Here is an 18,276-nt window from a genome sequence, read left to right as displayed (position 1 = left end):
CAGGATCTTTTAAAAAGGGTGGCAGAGCACTTATGAGAACGATAAAAATCCTCACACTAATAATGTTGATAGCTACATTATCAGCAGCTGGATGTATAGATAACGGAGAGGGAGCATCAGAGGATGACAGAATTATCGTTGCCGTTAGCATCCTTCCGCAGCAGGAATTTGTAGAGAAGATAGCGGGAGATAATGTTGATACCATACTCATGATACCGCCAGGTGCCAGCCCTGCAACCCATGAGCCAAGCCCGGGGCAGCTAAGAGAACTTACAAAAGCAAGGGCTTATTTCATAGTTGGATCGGAATTGCCTTTCGAACAAGTGTGGCTTGGGAAGATAGAAGGAATTAACGAAGATATGCTTATTGTTGATTGTTCAAAGGGGATCGACATCATTGAAATTGAAACGGAAGAACATGATGAGGAAGAGAACACCCATTTGGAAGATATTGATGAGAACTTCCAGGAAGATGAAGGTCATGCCCATGAAGGATCAGATCCCCACATCTGGACATCCCCCCTCAATGCTAAGATCATGGTAGAGAACACCTATCTTGGTCTGATAGAGATAGACCCTGAGAACAAGGACACCTATCTGAAGAACAAAGAGAACTACCTTACAGAGCTCGATGAAGCTGATGCAATGATAAGGGAGAAACTGATGGAAGGGGAAGAGAGAAGCTTCATGACATACCATCCATCGTGGGGTTATTTTGCAGCAGAATACGGACTCGACATGATAACTATCGAGAACGAGGGAAAGGAACCAAGCCCCCAGGATATGCAAAGGGTCATCGATAAGGCAAAGGAAAAGAACATCAGGACAATCTTTGTACAAGCACAGTTCAGCAAACAGAGTGCCGAGACCATCGCTTCTGCAATAGATGGAAAAGTAGTGGTTGTTGACCCTCTTGCAAAGGACTATGTGGGGAACCTAGAGATAATAACCGAAGCATTTTCAGAAGGTCTGACCATATGATGAGGTGTTCTCATGAGTAAAGTGATCGATGTTAAAGATGTATGGTTAAAATATAAGGACCTTACAGTGCTGGAAGAAGTGAACCTTTCCATCGAAGAGGGGGATTTCCTTGGAATAATAGGACCTAACGGTGGCGGGAAAAGCACACTATTGAAGGTCATTCTGGGATTGATAAAACCACAGAGAGGAACTGTGGAAGTACTCGGCACAACCCCCGAGAAAGCACGCCACCTGATCGGTTATGTACCCCAGTACAACCCTTCGAACCTCGATTTCCCAATAAATGTCAGAGAAGTTGTTCTTATGGGACGAATGGGAAATAAAGGATTGTTCCGAAAATACACAAAAGAAGACCATGCTGCAACCGAGAAGGCCCTTGAGACCGTGGAAATGCTCGAATATGCTGATCGCCAGATAGGAGAACTCTCCGGAGGTCAGAGACAACGGGTCTTCATAGCACGCGCCCTTGTGAGCGAACCAAAAGTGCTTATTCTGGATGAACCGGCCACAGGCATCGATACCATGATGCAAATGGAATTCTATGAACTGCTTAAGAAGCTCAGGTCCAGGGTCACGATCGTAATGGTCTCACATGACATCAGTGCCATTTCCGTACTAGTGAACAAGATAGCATGCCTTAATGGGACACTGCATTATCACGGCTCAAAGGAACTCATCCCTGAAGACATCGAGCAGGCTTACGGCTGTCCTGTGGAATTGATAGCCCATGGCGTACCGCACAGGGTATTGCATAAACACTGATGAGGGATCGAAGTGCTGGAAATATTACAATATGAATTTATGATCAATGCCATCACAGCAGGCATTCTTGCAAGTATCGCATGCGGAATAATCGGAGTATATGTCGTTGTAAAAAGGATAGCACTCATCAGCGGAGGAATTGCACACGCATCTTTTGGCGGAATAGGCATCAGCTATTTTCTCGGGATAAACCCCATAATGGGAGTGTTGCCCTTTAGCCTGCTTTCTGCACTTACAATAGGCACTTTCAGCAAACGTACAGATGTTGCAGAAGATACGATCATAGGAATACTCTGGTCAATGGGTATGGCCATAGGTATTATCTTCATAGGCCTGACCCCGGGATATGCACCTGATCTAATGACATACCTTTTCGGGAATATACTTACAGTACCACAGTCAGACATCACGATGATGCTGGCACTGGATGCCATTATCATTCTGGTGGTATATGTACTGTACAAAGAGTTCATGGCATTGTGCTATGATGAGGACTTTTCCACCGTTGCAGGAATACCTGTTGAAAAGCTATACCTGCTTTTGCTTTGCCTCATTGCACTTACAGTCGTAGTGATGATACGCGTGGTGGGACTTATACTTGTAATTGCTCTTTTGACAATTCCTGCTGCATTGAGCAGGGAATTTACAGATGACATGAGGAAAATGATGGTACTGTCGATCTCATTCGGCACCGCTTTTACTATAATCGGTCTCATGCTGTCCTATTACTTTGACATAGCCTCAGGTGCGACAATTATCCTTGTGATGTCCTCTTTTTACTTGCTCCACATCATTATCAAAAAATGGAGAACTATTTCGGAAAAGCCATTTGATGCATAAAGCTTTCAAGTTAATTGCATCACACATAAATGATGAGTGATCATCATTTGCATTTTTTAACACTAGTTTCATAGAAATATGATAAAAATCGTTATTTTTAGAGCTAATATAATTAAGTGCAATCGATATTAATCTAATTAAATATAACATCTGTTTAGAAACGTTAATATTCGATAACCTGCCATTTAAAGCCGGAGTCACATGAACTGGACGCAGGTATCACTTAGATCAAAACTTGTACTTTCTGCTGTAACAGGGGTGCTTTTAGTAATGATCTTAGCAACTACCATTACTATAACTACCCAAATATCAGTGCAGGAAGAGCTTGCAAACCAGCAATCCATTGAGATCACAAAAGGCTATGCAAACAAGTTCGATGGAGATATGCGCTCCGATATGGCGATTGCACGTGCCATTAGTTCCAGTATGAGCGAATATAATTCATCAGACAGGGACGAAGTGAACCGGATGCTGCACAGGATACTTGAAGACAATCCTCACCTGCTTGGAACTTATGTGGCATATGAACCTAATGCTTTTGATGGCAGGGACAGCGAATTCATCAATACCGAAGGACATGATGCATCTGGACGTTTCATACCATTCTGGAACAAGATCGAAGGGGAAATAGCATTAGAACCGCTTGAGGGCTATCAAACATTGGATTATTATATCAAACCAAAAGTATTCAATGAAAAGTTCATTACTGACCCTTATCACTATGAGGATCTATTCATAGTAAGTTATGTAGCACCCATCATAAAGGATGATGAATTTCTGGGCGTGGCTGGTGTAGATGTCTCACTGAAATATGTCGATGAGGTAGTGAGCCAGATCAAAGCATTCGACACCGGATATGCCATCATGACCGGTAGTTCAGGTGCAATACTTTCACAACCGTATAACAAAGACTGGATCGGGCATAAAACGATCTATGATTATAACAATGAAGAACTTACAAAGGCTGCAGATGATATCAAATATAAAAAAAGCGGCCACATAAATACCATCGACCCGGTGACAGGAAAAGAAGTGGTTGTTTTCTATGAACCTGTAGAATCTAAAAACTACGGATTGTTCCTTGTAGTCCCAAGAGACGAAATGCTGGCCGGAACTTTTGCTTTAAGGGACAAGCTCATAGGAATTGGAATATTATCTGTTTTCTTCATGGGACTGGCAGCATATGTGGCATCACGTTCGGTAACAGCATCAATAGATGATATTGTGAATGATTTCAAGGACATGGCAGATTCTGCTGCAGAAGGAAAACTTAACATCCGTGCAAACACTGATATCGATGAGGACTTCAGGAAAATACCGGAAGGCCTTAACCATATTCTCGATGGAGTAATGGCACCTGTTGAAGAGACTATAAGGGTTACTGAACAGCTCTCCAAAGGGGATCTTAAAACACGTTTTGAAGGGGAATATACAGGAGAATTTAGAAAACTGGCAGATTCCATGAATGTGTTCGCAAAAGTGCTCGACCTTATCATCAACGATTCGAATCAAGTCCTATCCGCAATGAAAGAAAAGGATTTTTCCCGTGATCTGCGTGTACACGGTCATGGTGACCTCAAACTTCTGACAGACGGTATTGAACAAACCCGACATTCTCTCCAGCAAGCAAGCGTTGACCAACAGATAACAGAACAAGAGCTTAAGGAATATACAAAGAAGCTTGAGCATTCCAATGAGCTAAAAGATATGTTCACAGACATTCTGCGACATGACCTGCTTAACCCGGCAGGAGTCGTTAAAGGTTACACAGAATTGCTCTTAATGATAGAGAATGACGAGAAAACGGAACTATACCTCAATAAGATCTGGAAGAGCAATTACCAACTTATCGAAATGATCCAATCGGCTTCGCAATTTGCAAAACTTGAGAGTTCGGAGAATCTCGAACTTGAGTCACTGGAAATAGTAGAAGTGATCAATAATTCCATAGATATATTGGCAAACCAAGCAGCTGATAAAGAGATAGAAATAGAGTTTATCGAAGATAGAGAGTATTTCGTTCTTGCCAACAATATCATTGAAACCGTGTTCACGAACATTATCTCGAACGCTATCAAATACAGCCCTGAAAGAACAAGGGTCATTATCGGGATAAAAGAGAACAATGACCACACCGAGATCACGATCACTGACTTTGGTGAAGGCATTGATAACGCATATAAAAAGACGGTATTCGAACGTTTCGAACGTGTTAATAAGTCCGGTGTGAAAGGGTCCGGACTTGGACTTGCCATTGTCAAAAGAGCCATCGAATTGCACAAAGGAGAGGTGGGGATAAGGGACAATCCTGAAGGCCATGGCACTGTTTTTTGGATCAGGTTGAACAAATTATCCGAAGGGTCCTCCGAATAACTGCCAAAACTTATTAATTTGAGCAGCCCAATGTTAAATATGGGACTTATTGTAGATACGTGATTTTACAAACATATTTAGAACCTCCAATGTGGCTAGTATCGAGCCCTTGGAGATTGGTTGTTGTAAAAAAGAACGGTGTGGGGGTACCATAAATGAAAAATGTACTTGACAAAATGCTTAGTAATCTGTACAAAGGGATATGGGCCGTTGATGCAAATAACAAATTCATTTACTTTAGTAAAGGAATGGAAGACATTACCGGAATTTCAGAAGAAAGGATGATCGGTAAAGATATTAAGGATTTCATAGAAGTTGCACAACTATGCGTTGGTGACGAAACACATTTTACTGAGCTTTCCCTACAGGTAAAAGACAAACTAAAACCCACCCGATACCACTCCCTTTCATTCCTTACACCTGAAGGAAATCTCAACCTCCTTAGTGGGCATATAATTCCAATGCTCAACGGTTCTGATAAATATACAGGGCTCATCTGCACCGTGGAAAGTGTATCAGAACAAAATATCCGGGAAAAGACCTTCAAGGACATGATAACTTCAAAGAAGAAACTTGAAGAGATATACAAGAACAGTCCGGTAGTTGCTTTTCTCTGGACAGCTGAAAAGGACTGGCCAGTGGAATTTGTCTCCGATAACATTACGCAGTTCGGATACACGCCGGAGGATTTTACTTCAGGGAATCTGATATTTGGTGATATAGTACACCCTGAAGACCTTGATTTTGTGCGTAATGATGTTACAAGACTTGAAATTGAAGGTCGTCAATTCTTCTCAAAGGAATATAGGATACTGACCCGAGCAGGAGAAACAAGATGGGTCGCCGAAAGGTCTTTACTGGTATCTGATGAAGATGGGAGACCATCTTACTACCAGGGAATATTGATCGATGTCACTGATAGAAAACTGGCGGAACAGACATTATTGGAGACTGAGAAAAAGTTCAGATTAATATTCGAGAACTCCCCGCTTGGCATCTTCACTTTCGATAAAGATGGAACAATAACTCATTGTAACGACAATATTGTAAAGATAATGGGCGCTTCAAAGGATAAGATCATTGGATTGAATATGTTGAGAGGCATCAAAGACCAAAAAATGAAGGACGCTGTTAAACAGGTATTTGCAAGAAAGACAGGACATTATGAAGGTAAATACGTATCAGCGCTAAGCCAAAAGGTCACACCCATCAAAGCAGATTATAGCCCGAACATCGCAGAAGATGGCAGCATCCTTGGTGGGATCGGAGTCATTGAAGATATCACGATCCGTATAGAATCAGAAGAGGCATTGAAAAAATATGCGGAAGAACTTGCCACTGCCAATGAGGAGCTAAAGAGCCTCGACCAGATGAAAGACAGGTTCCTTTCAAATGTCAGCCATGAACTGAAAACACCACTTACATCCATCAAAGGTTATACCGAACTCATTTATGACGAATCACTTGGAGCTTTGAACGAGCAGCAAAAGGAAATGGAAAGAACGGTCCTTAGGAATGCAAATCGATTAAAAAGACTTGTTGATTCCCTTCTCTACATCAGCAGAGTACAGTCAGGCAATGTTCAATATGCGTTCGAACCGGTTTCTATAGTAGAAATTATTGAAATGACACTACAGGACCTTAAGATCCAGATCGAAGATAAGAAACTAACTGTCGAGAAGGACATAGCTGATAACATCCCAACCATAAACGGAGACAGGGATAAGCTCACCGACATGCTGACCAATATAGTGGACAATTCCATTAAGTTCACACCTGAAGGCGGTTTGCTTAAGTTTACCATAGAGGAAGAAGAGGAATTCATACACATTGTATTAAAGGACAATGGTATTGGAATTCCACCCGACATGATCCCTATGCTATTCCAGAGATTCTATCAGATAGATGCTTCAAGGACCCGCAAATATGGCGGAACAGGACTTGGACTTTATATATGCAAAGAGATAGTCACCGCTCACAAAGGGAAGATCTGGGTGGAGAGCGAAGGAGAGAACAAAGGTACAGAAATGCACATCCAGTTACCTAAATAAGCATCATTCTTTTTTTAGTTAAGTTTACGGAATATTTTAAGAAACCGATTCGTTTTTAAGGTTTTGTGGCATACCACGCTACATAATCAGTGCATTCCATATATTTTAAAGATAATTTAGAGGTATTCAAGTGAGCGATATTTTAAGAAGAGGGCGACTTGCATCTGTTCCTGATGAAGAGATAATTAATTTCACTTCATCGATGAACGCTGACAAATGGATTTTCAAAGCAGATATCCTGGTTGATCTTGCACACACGATCATGCTCAAAGAGAGAGAGATCATCAAAGCAGAAGACTGCAAGAAGATACTGGAAGGTTTGCTCACGATAAAAGAAGAAGGTATCGAAAAACTTGACCACACTTATGAAGATATCCATATTTCACTTGAATCAAGGCTCATTGATATGGTCGGGGAAGATACAGGTGGCAGAATGCATTCCGGTCGCTCACGAAATGATGAGGTTGCAACATGTATCCGACTCACGTTGAGAAATGAGCTTCTACTGCTCATGGAAGATCTTATCGCACTAAGAAATACTCTTAACGATATCTCGTCAGAGAATCTCGATACACTTATGCCGGGATTCACCCACCTCCAGCATGCACAACCAACTACGCTCGCCCATCACCTGACAGCCCATGCGAATGCCATAGGCCGTGATCTCGAACGAACGAAGGACTGCTATAAACGTGTGAACCTGAGCCCCCTTGGCGCAGCTGCCTTTGCGTCCACAGGTTTTGATCTCGACCGGGAGAGGACATGCAAGCTCCTTGGCTTCGATGGTCTGATCGAGAACTCAATGGATGCAGTAAGCTCACGTGATTTCCTCATAGAATCAGCATCGGTCTTCGCTAATCTTATGATAAACCTGAGCAAGATGGCAGAAGAGATAGTGATATGGTCCACCTCGGAGTTCGCATTCATCGAGCTGGATGATAGATATGCATCCACTTCATCCATAATGCCACAGAAGAAGAACCCCGATACCGCTGAACTCCTGCGTGGGAAGAGCGGGGCTGCAATAGGTTCATTGATGTCCCTTTTGGCCATCTGTAAAGCACTGCCTTTAAGCTATAATCGCGACCTCCAGGAAGCAACTCCGAACATCATGCGTTCCCTTGAGACCACTAGAGCATCGGTCAGGATAATGAACGGCATGATGGCCACCATGAGCATAAACAAGGAAAATATGGCAGGCCTTGCAACCGCAGGGTTCACAACAGCCACCGAACTTGCAGATACAATGGTACGTGTATGTGACATACCATTCAGGACCGCACACCAGATAGTAGGCGTGCTTGCCCGCGGGAACGGAGAACCCACTCTCGGAGAGATAGATGCGGTCGCACACAATGTCATAGGTGAAAGCCTAAGCTCCAGAGGGCTTACGGAAGAGATGGTAAAGGAAGCACTTGACCCGATACTCAATGTAAGCAAGAGAAGTGTCATCGGCGGTCCATCTCCGGACACTATGGAACGTCTCATAGAAAGCTCAAGAGAAAGAATAGCTAAGGACACAGAGATGCTAGAGTCCCTTATAGCTGACAGGGACAGCGCAATAGAGAATCTCTTTAGTGAAGTTGAAAAATGCATAGATGTGTGATATATTACAATTATTTTGATGAGTGATCATAATGGATTTTGAACTTGGCGACAGAATAAGGATAGAAAAGGACGGGAATACCTATGAAGGCATTGTGATGCCTTCGAATACTGACCATATTGTCGTAAAGATGGTAAGCGGCTATAATGCAGGAGTTGATCCCGAAGGAGCGAACATCACGCTTCTCGAGAAAGCAGGACCTAAAAATGCTCCAAAGGCTAAGCCCAACAAGGCAAAAGGACAAAAGAAGTTACCCAAGGTTACCATACTTTCCACCGGCGGGACCATTGCCAGCAAGGTCGACTACCGTACAGGCGCTGTTACTGCACAGTTCTCCGCTGACGATATAGTTGATGCGATACCGGAATTGACCGAGATAGCGGATATCAATGGAAGGGTGCTCTACAACATATTGTCCGAAAATATGAAGGCAGAGTACTGGACAGAACTTGCAGGAGCTGTAGCCGAAGAGATAAAGAATGGTGTAGATGGCATAATCATCGCACATGGTACTGACACCATGATGTATTCAGCAGCAGCACTCTCCTTTATGCTGAAGACCCCTGTACCGATAGTCTTTGTGGGCTCTCAGAGAAGTGCAGACAGACCAAGCAGCGATAATGCCATGAACGCTATCTGTGCAACAAAGGTTGCTGTCAGCGATATTGCAGAGGTCTGTGTCGTCATGCACGACACCACCTGCGATGACAGATGTGCCATTCATTTCGGAACAAAGGTCAGGAAAATGCACACCTCGAGAAGGGATGCATTCCAGTCCATTAACTCGGACCCGATAGGCTACATCGACCATTCGACCCACAAGATAGAGACAATACTCCCATTTTCAAAGCGCGGCAATCAAAAGCTTGAACTAAAGAACAAACTTGAAGCAAAATGTGCCCTTGTAAAGTTCGTTCCAGGTGCTGATCCCGAAATTCTTTCCTACTATATTGATTCAGGGTACAAAGGCCTAGTAATAGAAGGAACAGGGCTGGGACATGTTTCAACCGACTGGATCCCGAACATCAAACATGCCACAGAGAGTGGAATTCCGGTAATAATGACATCACAGTGCCTGAACGGTCGTGTCTGTGACAGAGTTTATGATACCGGAAGAGATATTCTAAAAGCAGGTGCAATCGAAGGTGAAGATATGCTTCCTGAGGTCGCATTGGTAAAACTGATGTGGGCTTTAGGACAGAGCGATGATGTCGAAGAAGTTAAAGAGATAATTAGATCGAACATTGGTCACGAAATGACCGATAGTACATTGAAGTGAAAGATATCGCTTCAACTTTTTATAGAATAATAATTTAAAAAAAGAAAGATATTGGCGCATTTATGCGCCATGTTCTTTAAAGGTTTTAGAACCTTACATCCATATCAGCAATCATCTGCTGGCTTGCAACATCGACCATCTTGATGTTTGCAGTTGTTCCAGCAGATACAAGGTTACCAGTATAACCAGATGCGTTAAAGCCATCAAGATAGTAATTTGCACTACTACCATTGTAAATATAAAGTGTTTCTCCAGCTTCAAATGTTGAATTTGCATCATCGAGAACACTTAGATCCACAGCAATACCGTTCACAGTAACACGTGTATTTGCGTCAGTGAAAGTTACCATGTCTCCACCCTGGTGCTCAATCTTGAGAACATTGTCGTCACCCACTGAAGCCGGGGCTCCTCTAACGCTTGCCTGCGGTGCGGTCTCAGGTGCTCCCATTCCAAACACGAATGCTGCAATTACAGCAGCAAGGATCACAGTGATCGCGACCATTAGAATTACACCAATGACCGGAGATACTGCATCTTCATTTCTATTCATCTTTAACATATTATTAACCCTCCAGAGATATTTACTAATTAATTTGAATCAATTTGTTGCTTTTTCTGTACTACTTTTTCGAGCTTGCGAGTCCACATTTCATCATTCATTTCAGTGTACTCACACTCAAGATAATGCTGAACCGCTATGCTCAAAGCTTCCTTTGTAGACGGCTCATTTGACTTTGTCTTGAGTTCTTCAAGCTGGTCCTCAGTAAGTACAGTTTGAGCATGTACTATTTTCATGAGAACTTCTCCTGATCAGTTTAGTAATGTGAACATACACACCCCCACACTCATCATAATAATTAGTATCGTATATATAATATATAATGGTTTCGGTATTATAGAAGGTTGAATATAAAAGTCAATAAAAAATCCTCACGATAATGAAAATCAATAAAAAATAATATTAAATAAAAAAGAGAAGAAAGAGAAACTCCCAAGGAGCTTCAAAATATCCCTATCATGTTATGATCTTATCTAGCTGACCGGATTCGATCGCACGGCGTACCTCAAAGGCAACACGCCTTCCGGTACTCATAGGCTTACGCCATAGTGTATTGGCGTATGGGTGACCAACGGACATGTGAACGTTCGTTCCGCCGCCGACCCTTGGAGCAACATCATAGATATGGAAGTTCAGATCTTTATCAATGCAGGTCTGGAGACAGAAAGGACCAATGACACCTGGGTCATAGAATTCCTTGGATGCCTTGATATACATTTCTGAAAGTTTGAAGACCTCCTCAAGGAGAGATTCACGGAGTGTCGCAGAATTGTGACCACATACCGTGTACTCAGGAGTTAGCTGGTGCTCAGCGAGATTCATCTGCTGTGGTGCAGGAAGCCTGACATGACCATCCAGACTTGTCTCGAACCTCCAGTCAACACCAAGGATCTCGGTCTTGTTCATTTCTTCCTCGATAGGAGAATAGAACATATCAAAATTGAAGACCGGACCAATGATATAGCGCTCGATCCTTGCTTCTGCAAGGGCTTCCCTTGTAATTACACCCTGTTTGATAAGGGAGTCGGACTTCTCCACATATTCACTGTAAGTTCCGGCAGTGAAGAACCCACGCTCAAGTTTCTTTACTGCATGAGGGAGCTTTACCATTACAAGTTCATCGATATCTTCAGGATCGTTTATCCTTTCAGGGAATGGAAGACCTGCCTTCTCAAGAAGCCAGTAATAATCCTGATCCATACCGCGCTCCTCACTTCTGAGCATGTTCCTGCTTCCGACCATTGGCACACGGAAATCGTTCTCGACCTCATCGATGTCACAGTAGGAAGTAAAGGACCTGTTGGGTATGAAAAGAACGTTGTCATCCACAAGCTTCTGCTGGTTCTCTGGCAGCATGAGCTCATTGAACTTATCATATACAACATGATCATCAACGATACCGCGCACAACCTTGCCATTGGCATCTCTTTGTGACTTGAAGTACTCGGTATATGTCTTTTCACGACCAGCCTGGCATATTGCAAAGGTCTCGAAATTTTCCTCGATAGCACCGTCAAATACATCCAATCCTGAATGAGAAGCAACTGTACCGATCTTTATGTTATCAGTATAATAGCTCTCCGCAATCTCAATAATCTCTTTCCTGTCGATCATCCTTTTTGTTCTCCGGGTTTTTGTGATACAATGGAACATGCGTTATAAAAGACTTATTCTTACCACAACAAGAGAAAGGCCATAATTCTAAAAGATTAAGAAATAATCAGATCAAGCCGGTGAACAATGCGATCAATAAAGGAGTTATGAAAGCCTCAATGGCTGCTGCCACCAAAAGCAAAGGGGCGATGAAACGGAAAAAAACATTCAGCCCCTGCAAGAACTCCTGTTTGAGAGCCACATCCTTACCAGCCAGTGCATTGAACACAAGCAAACCCATCCTTAGTCCCATTGCAGCCGAGATAAGTATCATGGGCAGTTCTATCACACCGTGCGGAAGAATTGCTATGGCAACATAAGCAAGACCATTGTCCATTGATTCGAGATAGGTGACCACGCCAAGGATATAACCGTTCGAGACCACGAACAACAGGGGAACAATGCCAAAGCCCAATCCGAATACGAATGCAAGGAGGCTTTTTATGGCATTGTTGAAAAAGATGAAGAGCATTATCTCAAAAGCGTTCAGGCTCATGATAAGTTCCACAAGTTCTTCCAGCCCTTCAAGTGACAGGGTGGAAGAAGAAGGATCAACTGCCGTATGAACATAGCCGACAATGACAGAGATAATGAACAAGAGCACAATTATACCTATTTCCGGCATGAGACCACGAAGATACTCACGCACATTGAAACCACCATTGCAAGTATTTCCCCTGCATCCTGCATCAGCAGAAATATCGTTGCTCACATCCATTATTATCATATCCCGAATGCCATTCTGATAGTGTTCCTGCACGCAGGTGAAAGCCCAAGGATGATTATCACCATCTTAACGAACGTCCTCAATCTCTTTGATTCATCATCGGCATCGAATTGCGTGTCTATAATATATATCACCGGAAGGAAGATGGCCAGTTTCAAAGGGAACATGACAAGTGCAGTGCCGGTCAGATCGATCAGATAAGCAGGGACAACGTGCTTTTCATAATACCCAAGGACATCAACACCGATAAACGTAGACGAGGCATCCAGAAGATGAGACCAGATGATCATCATGTTCAAACGATCCTTTACAAAGGACACACCTGCCTTATCAAAAGCAAAATATATAGCCCCTGCAAGGACCGTTCCCAGTGAGACGATGGCAACAAGAATGAACGGGCGAGTGATATCTTCCACTATGAGAAGAGTTATTATGTTAACTGCGAACCAGCAGAGACCAAGTAATGCGAAAGGCAGCTTCCAGTCAGAGACCTTTTCCGAAGAAGCGATCAACCTGGACAGCAGCAGACAGAACACTGTGACAATGAACACAAAGAAATAGATATTGGGAGTGATGAACAGATAGCTCAAAGGTGCTTCAAAAACGCCTGCATCCTCGATCACCCTTAATGATGAGCCTGCGAGTATGAAAGGGATGATGGAAAAGACAAACTTGTCATCAACCTCGACATTCCATTTCTCAAGCAACCAGGCAACCGCAAAAACACAAATTCCCAGGATCAGTGCCCAGGTAAGGGTATTCACTACATTGTATCCACTATCCTGAAAGATAGGGTCAAGATAATAACGGTTCACAAATTCCAAGATCTTATCTACATACGGGCACATTATTTCTCACTGTTGCAAAAGCTGTAGGAATAACCTAATAACACTAATGCTTAATAATATATGGTGTCAGAGATACAGAGAACCATATAAACATGGATGTGACGCATGATATGAACGGACAGAAGAAATGGATGCAGCTACCAAGAGATGTTGTGGTGGGGCATGGTGTCATCAACGAGGTCAGGAATGTCTGCACAGACCTGAAACTTATCGACAACGCATTAGTTGTCACAGGAAAGAGTACCAAAGGAATAGCAGGTGAGATCGTTCAGGATTCATTGCAGGATGTAGGCCAGAACGTCGAGCTGTTGATCTCGGAATCAGCATCCATGACAGAAGTTGAAAGGATAAGGAAGCATGCAATAGAATCAGGCACAAAATACTTTTTGGGTGTGGGTAGCGGTAAGACCATCGATGTCGCGAAACTTGCTGCCACTGAGCTGGAAGTGCCTTTCATAAGTGTTCCAACTGCTGCTTCACATGATGGTATCGTCTCTTCGAGAGCTTCCATTAAGGACGGGAGAACTACGACATCGATCCAGGCTAACGCACCAATGGCAGTTATTGCGGATACGGAGATCATAGCCAATGCGCCTTACAGATTATTAGCAGCAGGCTGCGGAGACATCATATCGAATTGTACTGCAGTGCTTGACTGGCAACTTGCGAGCAGGCTCCAGAACGTGCAGTTCAGTGAATATGCCGCCGCTCTTGCAAGCATGACCGCACAGATACTTATTGATTCAGCGGATTCGATAAAACCTGAACTTGAGAGTTCCGTCAGAATGGTCGTTAAGGCACTTGTCTCAAGCGGGGTAGCAATGAGCATTGCAGGCTCATCAAGACCTGCATCCGGCTCTGAACATATGTTCAGCCATGCACTTGACCGGATAGCAGATGAACCGGCACTTCACGGAGAACAATGTGGTGTTGGTACAATATTGATGATGTACCTTCATGGCGGTGACTGGAAGAAGATAAGTGATGCTTTAAAGATGATAGGAGCACCCACTACTGCGAAAGAGCTGGGCATTGAAGATAAGTATATATTAGAAGCACTTGTACTCTCACATACCATCAGACCTGAAAGATATACCATACTTGGCACAGGCCTGACACCTGATGCTGCTGAAATAGTCGCAAGGAAGACAAAGGTCATATCCTAAAAATGGTCTGAATTGAGGGATTATCAATATATCTATATCTCTATAAGAAGAGCGGGTTTGATAAACCCAAAAATTATCATATATTACTAAGGTCATTACGATCTCATAACACAAGGTGATTAAATGGAGGACATGGATACCACTATAACGCTCATTGGAACCAGACTCGCAAAAGAAGGTGCAGAGTTCTTCTTCGATGGAGAGACGCCGGAATGCGAGCAGTGCAAACTGAAAAACACCTGTATGAGCCTTGAAAAAGGAAAGAAGTACAGGGTAGTAAAAGTAAGGAACGATACCCTTCATGAGTGTTTTGTCCATGATAAAGGAGCAATGGTCGTCGATGTTGTAAAAGCACCGATCTTTGCATTACTGGACTCGAAAAAAGCTATCGAAGGTTCAAAAATAAGATATCAGGCACCAAAATGTGATGAGAAACTGGATGCTGAGACATATGAGCTTTGCTATCCAAAAGGACTTCGCAACGGAGACAGGTGTACCATTCTGAAAGTGATGGGCACTGTAGAGATGGAAGCTGACCCTTCAGTCACATTGAAGAAAGTCGAGCTATTACCCTGACTCGAATGTCTTTTATATTAATACCGGAACATGTCCTAGATATACCCAATAAGTGAAAATTGAAAGAGGTACTAAAATGTCGGACACACATGAAAAAATCGACCATGAATTTTATACAAAAGAGCGCTGGAGCAACTGGCTCGGTCAAGTGAAAGAAAGCGGATTCGAGTTCAAGGAAGAAGAAGAGAACTCCGGGAAAGAAGGTGCTATTTTTGTCACAATGGAAGATGACATCATTCTCGCATGCCTGAAGGTCATTGCAAAATACGAGAATAAGACACTTCCTTTAGATGATGCGATCGCGATAATCAAGGATATCAGAGAAATTACACTCGAAGAGGTCGAACCTGTGTCCGAGGACATTGATATGATGCTCGAGTCTGTACAGACAGCCCTTGCAGGAAGCTTCGCAGCATGCGAGTGCTACATAGCAGGCGACTTTGATAAAGAATCAAACATCGAAGATCTCATTGCAGTAGCGATCGAATATGAAGAAGCAGAAGATATTGACTCAGCCATAACCTGCATTGCACAGGTAGGAGCACTTATACTGGACGGTAAAAGCCTGCCTGAAGCTGCTATGGAAGATCTCCCATACGGCCTTGTTGCAGAATGGCTCGATGGTATTGATTCCGTTGAAGCTGCCATGATCGGAGCTGATGGTTACAAAGAGGATGACGGAGAAGACGACGGCTCCTGATTCTTTTTTTATTGATATTCGTTTTCTTATTTTTTAACGTATATCCAATTGATTTCCTGACATTTATTTCACTATTTTTAAAAGCTATTTTTTTATTTGTTTTTGTCCATATATTCTTAACAGTATTTGCGTTCACACCACGTTTATTTTTACAATGTGTGCATAGTACTACCAAAAACAAACCCGAATTGTTTTTATGTAATCACAATATCATAGGAGTAACACAAACGGTGTACAAACGTATGAACATCGTTCCAAATTCAAGCTTCTCGAAAAATGGGATGATCAGATGGACATTGGTTGTCTTGCATTCCTTTTAATAGAAAAGCGAAACAATTTGAAATTAAAATCCAACAAATTAGAGGTATAATAAATGAGCGAAAAGATAGGGATCTTAGCCATTGGCCACGGAAGCAGACTGCCTTACAACAAAGAAGTCGTATCAGAGATAGCAGCTACAATTGCAAAAAAACATCCTGAGTATGTTATAAAAGCAGGTTTCATGGAGAACACCCTTCCAACAGTCCAGGAAGCTCTTGCTGATTTCGAAGGCACTGGCGTCACAAAGATCTTAGCTGTACCTGTATTCCTTGCATCAGGAATCCATATCACAGAAGATATTCCGGAAATACTCAAACTCGACCCTGAGACAAATGAAGGAAAGATCACAGTGGATGGAAACGAGATCCCGGTCACTTTTGGAAAACCACTCGGACACCACGAGCTTCTTGCTGATCTCGTATTCGAGAGAGCAATGGAAGTAATGTAAACAGACCAATAACTATGAACGCAGGTCAGAAGGATGCGGTCGTGCTCGACCTGACGCACGCCGGAATTCCTGTTGCAAAAGAGATGGTACGGCTTGGATATAATGTCCGTGCCATCGATGTCTATGATACACTGGACGATGCGACAATATCTGATCTGCAAACATTTTTTCCTGTTCTTTCTTCAAAGGAAGAATTTGAGCTAAACCTTAAGGAAACCGTTGTAGCTCCAGTTCACCTTGACCCGGATCTTCAAGTACTGAAAAGTGCAAGAAAAAAAGGTAACCCTGTTTTGACACATCATAAAATGGTCGGACAGCTTATCAATGAAAGTAAGCGGCTTGCCGGACAAAAGGTCATTGAGATCACCGGTACAAAGGCCAAGACCAGTACTGCATCCCTTCTGGCAGATATAATCTCAAGGAAACAGACAGTGCTCCTTCATACCTCCAGAGGACTTGAGTACTGGGAAGAAGGTATTGCCACAGTCATCCATAAAGGGCTGAGCATCGCACCCGGAAGCATTCTCATGGCCATTGAGATCATGGAAAAGGAGAGGCTCAGGCCTGAAGTAGTCATCTTTGAAACATCCATTGGTGGCACAGGGTGTGCTGACATTGGAGTTATCACGTCACTGGGACAGGATTACAGGATAGCCTCTGGCACTGCGTGGGCAAGTGATGCGAAATTGCAGATGGTGGAAAATGCAAAGGCCGGCAGTATTGCCATAATAAGTTCAAATGCAGAAAAAGCCATAACTTCTGCCCGGGAAAAGAATATCGACACGATAACCTTCAGCGATGAAGCTGACAATGTTGCCGATGTGAACGTAAAGGTCACAGGAAATGAGGTTGCCATTCGTACATCCAATTCCACCATCAGAACGAACACAACAGAAGGGTTTGATGTTTCTGCTTATACCATAGCCATCGCCGCAGCTTCTGCAATAGCAATTGCGATCGGGATTGATGAGAAAGACATATCTGAAACAGTTCATGATTTCAAGGGTCTTACCGGAAGGATGACAAAGGGTGAACTTGAAGGCAGGACACTTATAGACAATTCCAATTCAGGAATGGACATATTGTCTGTGGAAAAAGCACTCGATTATGCCCTGAGATCAGAAGAGGGAAAGGTTATCATAATACTTGGTGAAGAAGCAGAACAGGTATGTGAAGGCCTCCCGCCTGAGAACGTATCAGACCTCCTTCAGAGAAAGGGAATACTGATGGACAAGGTCATTTTGGTGGGAAGGCGAATGCGTGATATAAAATATAAGAACGCATATTATGTGCGATCATTTGAGGAAGGGATAGACACTGCCCTGATAAATTCCACCACTGGAGACATTATACTGTCGTGTGTCAAATGTTTCAGATAAAAACGTAT

Annotated in this window: 17 protein-coding genes; 12 read left to right on the top strand and 5 right to left on the bottom strand. The window is 43.0% G+C overall.

The features are described from left to right. Positions 1-32 precede the first annotated feature (32 nt). From AC20MK_RS03695 to gatD, 7 genes are all read left to right on the top strand, one after another. Positions 33-980 (top strand): metal ABC transporter solute-binding protein, Zn/Mn family, encoded by a 948-nt coding sequence (locus AC20MK_RS03695; protein WP_487356647.1) that lies wholly within the window; start codon positions 33-35, stop codon positions 978-980. Between the two features lie 12 nt (positions 981-992). After that, complete coding sequence (locus tag AC20MK_RS03690; RefSeq protein WP_487356646.1) at positions 993-1,742, top strand: metal ABC transporter ATP-binding protein; 750 nt, start codon at positions 993-995, stop codon at positions 1,740-1,742. Between the two features lie 12 nt (positions 1,743-1,754). Beyond that, entirely contained in the window at positions 1,755-2,582 is an 828-nt protein-coding gene (locus AC20MK_RS03685) for a metal ABC transporter permease (protein ID WP_487356645.1), read from the top strand. A 201-nt stretch (positions 2,583-2,783) separates the two neighbouring features. Then, positions 2,784-4,955: an ATP-binding protein gene (locus AC20MK_RS03680; protein ID WP_487356644.1), complete on the top strand. Its 2,172-nt coding sequence runs from the start codon at positions 2,784-2,786 to the stop codon at positions 4,953-4,955. 155 nt (positions 4,956-5,110) lie between these two features. Next, a complete protein-coding gene (locus AC20MK_RS03675) occupies positions 5,111-7,006 on the top strand; it encodes a PAS domain-containing sensor histidine kinase (RefSeq protein ID WP_487356643.1) in 1,896 nt (631 codons plus the stop codon). Between the two features lie 130 nt (positions 7,007-7,136). Beyond that, the gene (gene argH, locus AC20MK_RS03670) at positions 7,137-8,612 is read left to right on the top strand and encodes an argininosuccinate lyase (RefSeq protein ID WP_487356642.1); all 1,476 of its coding nucleotides are present in this window, start codon (positions 7,137-7,139) and stop codon (positions 8,610-8,612) included. Between the two features lie 31 nt (positions 8,613-8,643). After that, positions 8,644-9,891, top strand: a complete 1,248-nt coding sequence (gene gatD / locus AC20MK_RS03665) for a Glu-tRNA(Gln) amidotransferase subunit GatD (protein ID WP_487356641.1) — start codon at positions 8,644-8,646, stop codon at positions 9,889-9,891. Between the two features lie 85 nt (positions 9,892-9,976). On the opposite strand, the gene AC20MK_RS03660 is transcribed toward gatD, so the two are convergent. From AC20MK_RS03660 to AC20MK_RS03640, 5 genes are all read right to left on the bottom strand, one after another. After that, a complete protein-coding gene (locus AC20MK_RS03660) occupies positions 9,977-10,450 on the bottom strand; it encodes a type IV pilin domain-containing protein (protein WP_487356640.1) in 474 nt (157 codons plus the stop codon). Between the two features lie 29 nt (positions 10,451-10,479). Next, entirely contained in the window at positions 10,480-10,686 is a 207-nt protein-coding gene (locus tag AC20MK_RS03655) for a DUF5371 family protein (protein WP_487356639.1), read from the bottom strand. Between the two features lie 220 nt (positions 10,687-10,906). Continuing rightward, positions 10,907-12,064, bottom strand: coding sequence for a formate--phosphoribosylaminoimidazolecarboxamide ligase family protein (locus AC20MK_RS03650; RefSeq protein WP_487356638.1), 1,158 nt, complete (start codon positions 12,062-12,064; stop codon positions 10,907-10,909). Between the two features lie 106 nt (positions 12,065-12,170). Continuing rightward, a complete protein-coding gene (locus AC20MK_RS03645; RefSeq protein WP_487356637.1) occupies positions 12,171-12,863 on the bottom strand; it encodes a stage II sporulation protein M in 693 nt (230 codons plus the stop codon). After that, positions 12,827-13,678, bottom strand: a complete 852-nt coding sequence (locus tag AC20MK_RS03640; protein ID WP_487356636.1) for a DUF63 family protein — start codon at positions 13,676-13,678, stop codon at positions 12,827-12,829. The genes AC20MK_RS03645 and AC20MK_RS03640 overlap by 37 nt, the downstream gene beginning before the upstream one ends. A 92-nt stretch (positions 13,679-13,770) precedes the next feature. Between AC20MK_RS03640 and AC20MK_RS03635 the strand changes: the two genes are divergently transcribed. From AC20MK_RS03635 to cfbE, 5 genes are all read left to right on the top strand, one after another. Continuing rightward, positions 13,771-14,844, top strand: coding sequence for an NAD(P)-dependent glycerol-1-phosphate dehydrogenase (locus AC20MK_RS03635; RefSeq protein ID WP_487356635.1), 1,074 nt, complete (start codon positions 13,771-13,773; stop codon positions 14,842-14,844). Between the two features lie 123 nt (positions 14,845-14,967). After that, positions 14,968-15,420: a UPF0179 family protein gene (locus AC20MK_RS03630; protein ID WP_487356634.1), complete on the top strand. Its 453-nt coding sequence runs from the start codon at positions 14,968-14,970 to the stop codon at positions 15,418-15,420. A 76-nt stretch (positions 15,421-15,496) separates the two neighbouring features. After that, complete coding sequence (locus AC20MK_RS03625; protein ID WP_487356633.1) at positions 15,497-16,120, top strand: DUF2150 family protein; 624 nt, start codon at positions 15,497-15,499, stop codon at positions 16,118-16,120. Positions 16,121-16,493: 373 nt separating this feature from the next. Next, entirely contained in the window at positions 16,494-16,889 is a 396-nt protein-coding gene (gene cfbA, locus AC20MK_RS03620) for a sirohydrochlorin nickelochelatase (RefSeq protein ID WP_487356632.1), read from the top strand. A 14-nt stretch (positions 16,890-16,903) separates the two neighbouring features. After that, a complete protein-coding gene (gene cfbE / locus AC20MK_RS03615; protein ID WP_487356631.1) occupies positions 16,904-18,268 on the top strand; it encodes a coenzyme F430 synthase in 1,365 nt (454 codons plus the stop codon). The last annotated feature ends 8 nt before the right edge of the window (positions 18,269-18,276 follow it).

Source organism: Methanococcoides sp. DA23 (genome assembly GCF_057593895.1).
Note: the sequence above shows the minus strand (reverse complement) of the source record. Positions and strands in the feature narration are given on the sequence as shown.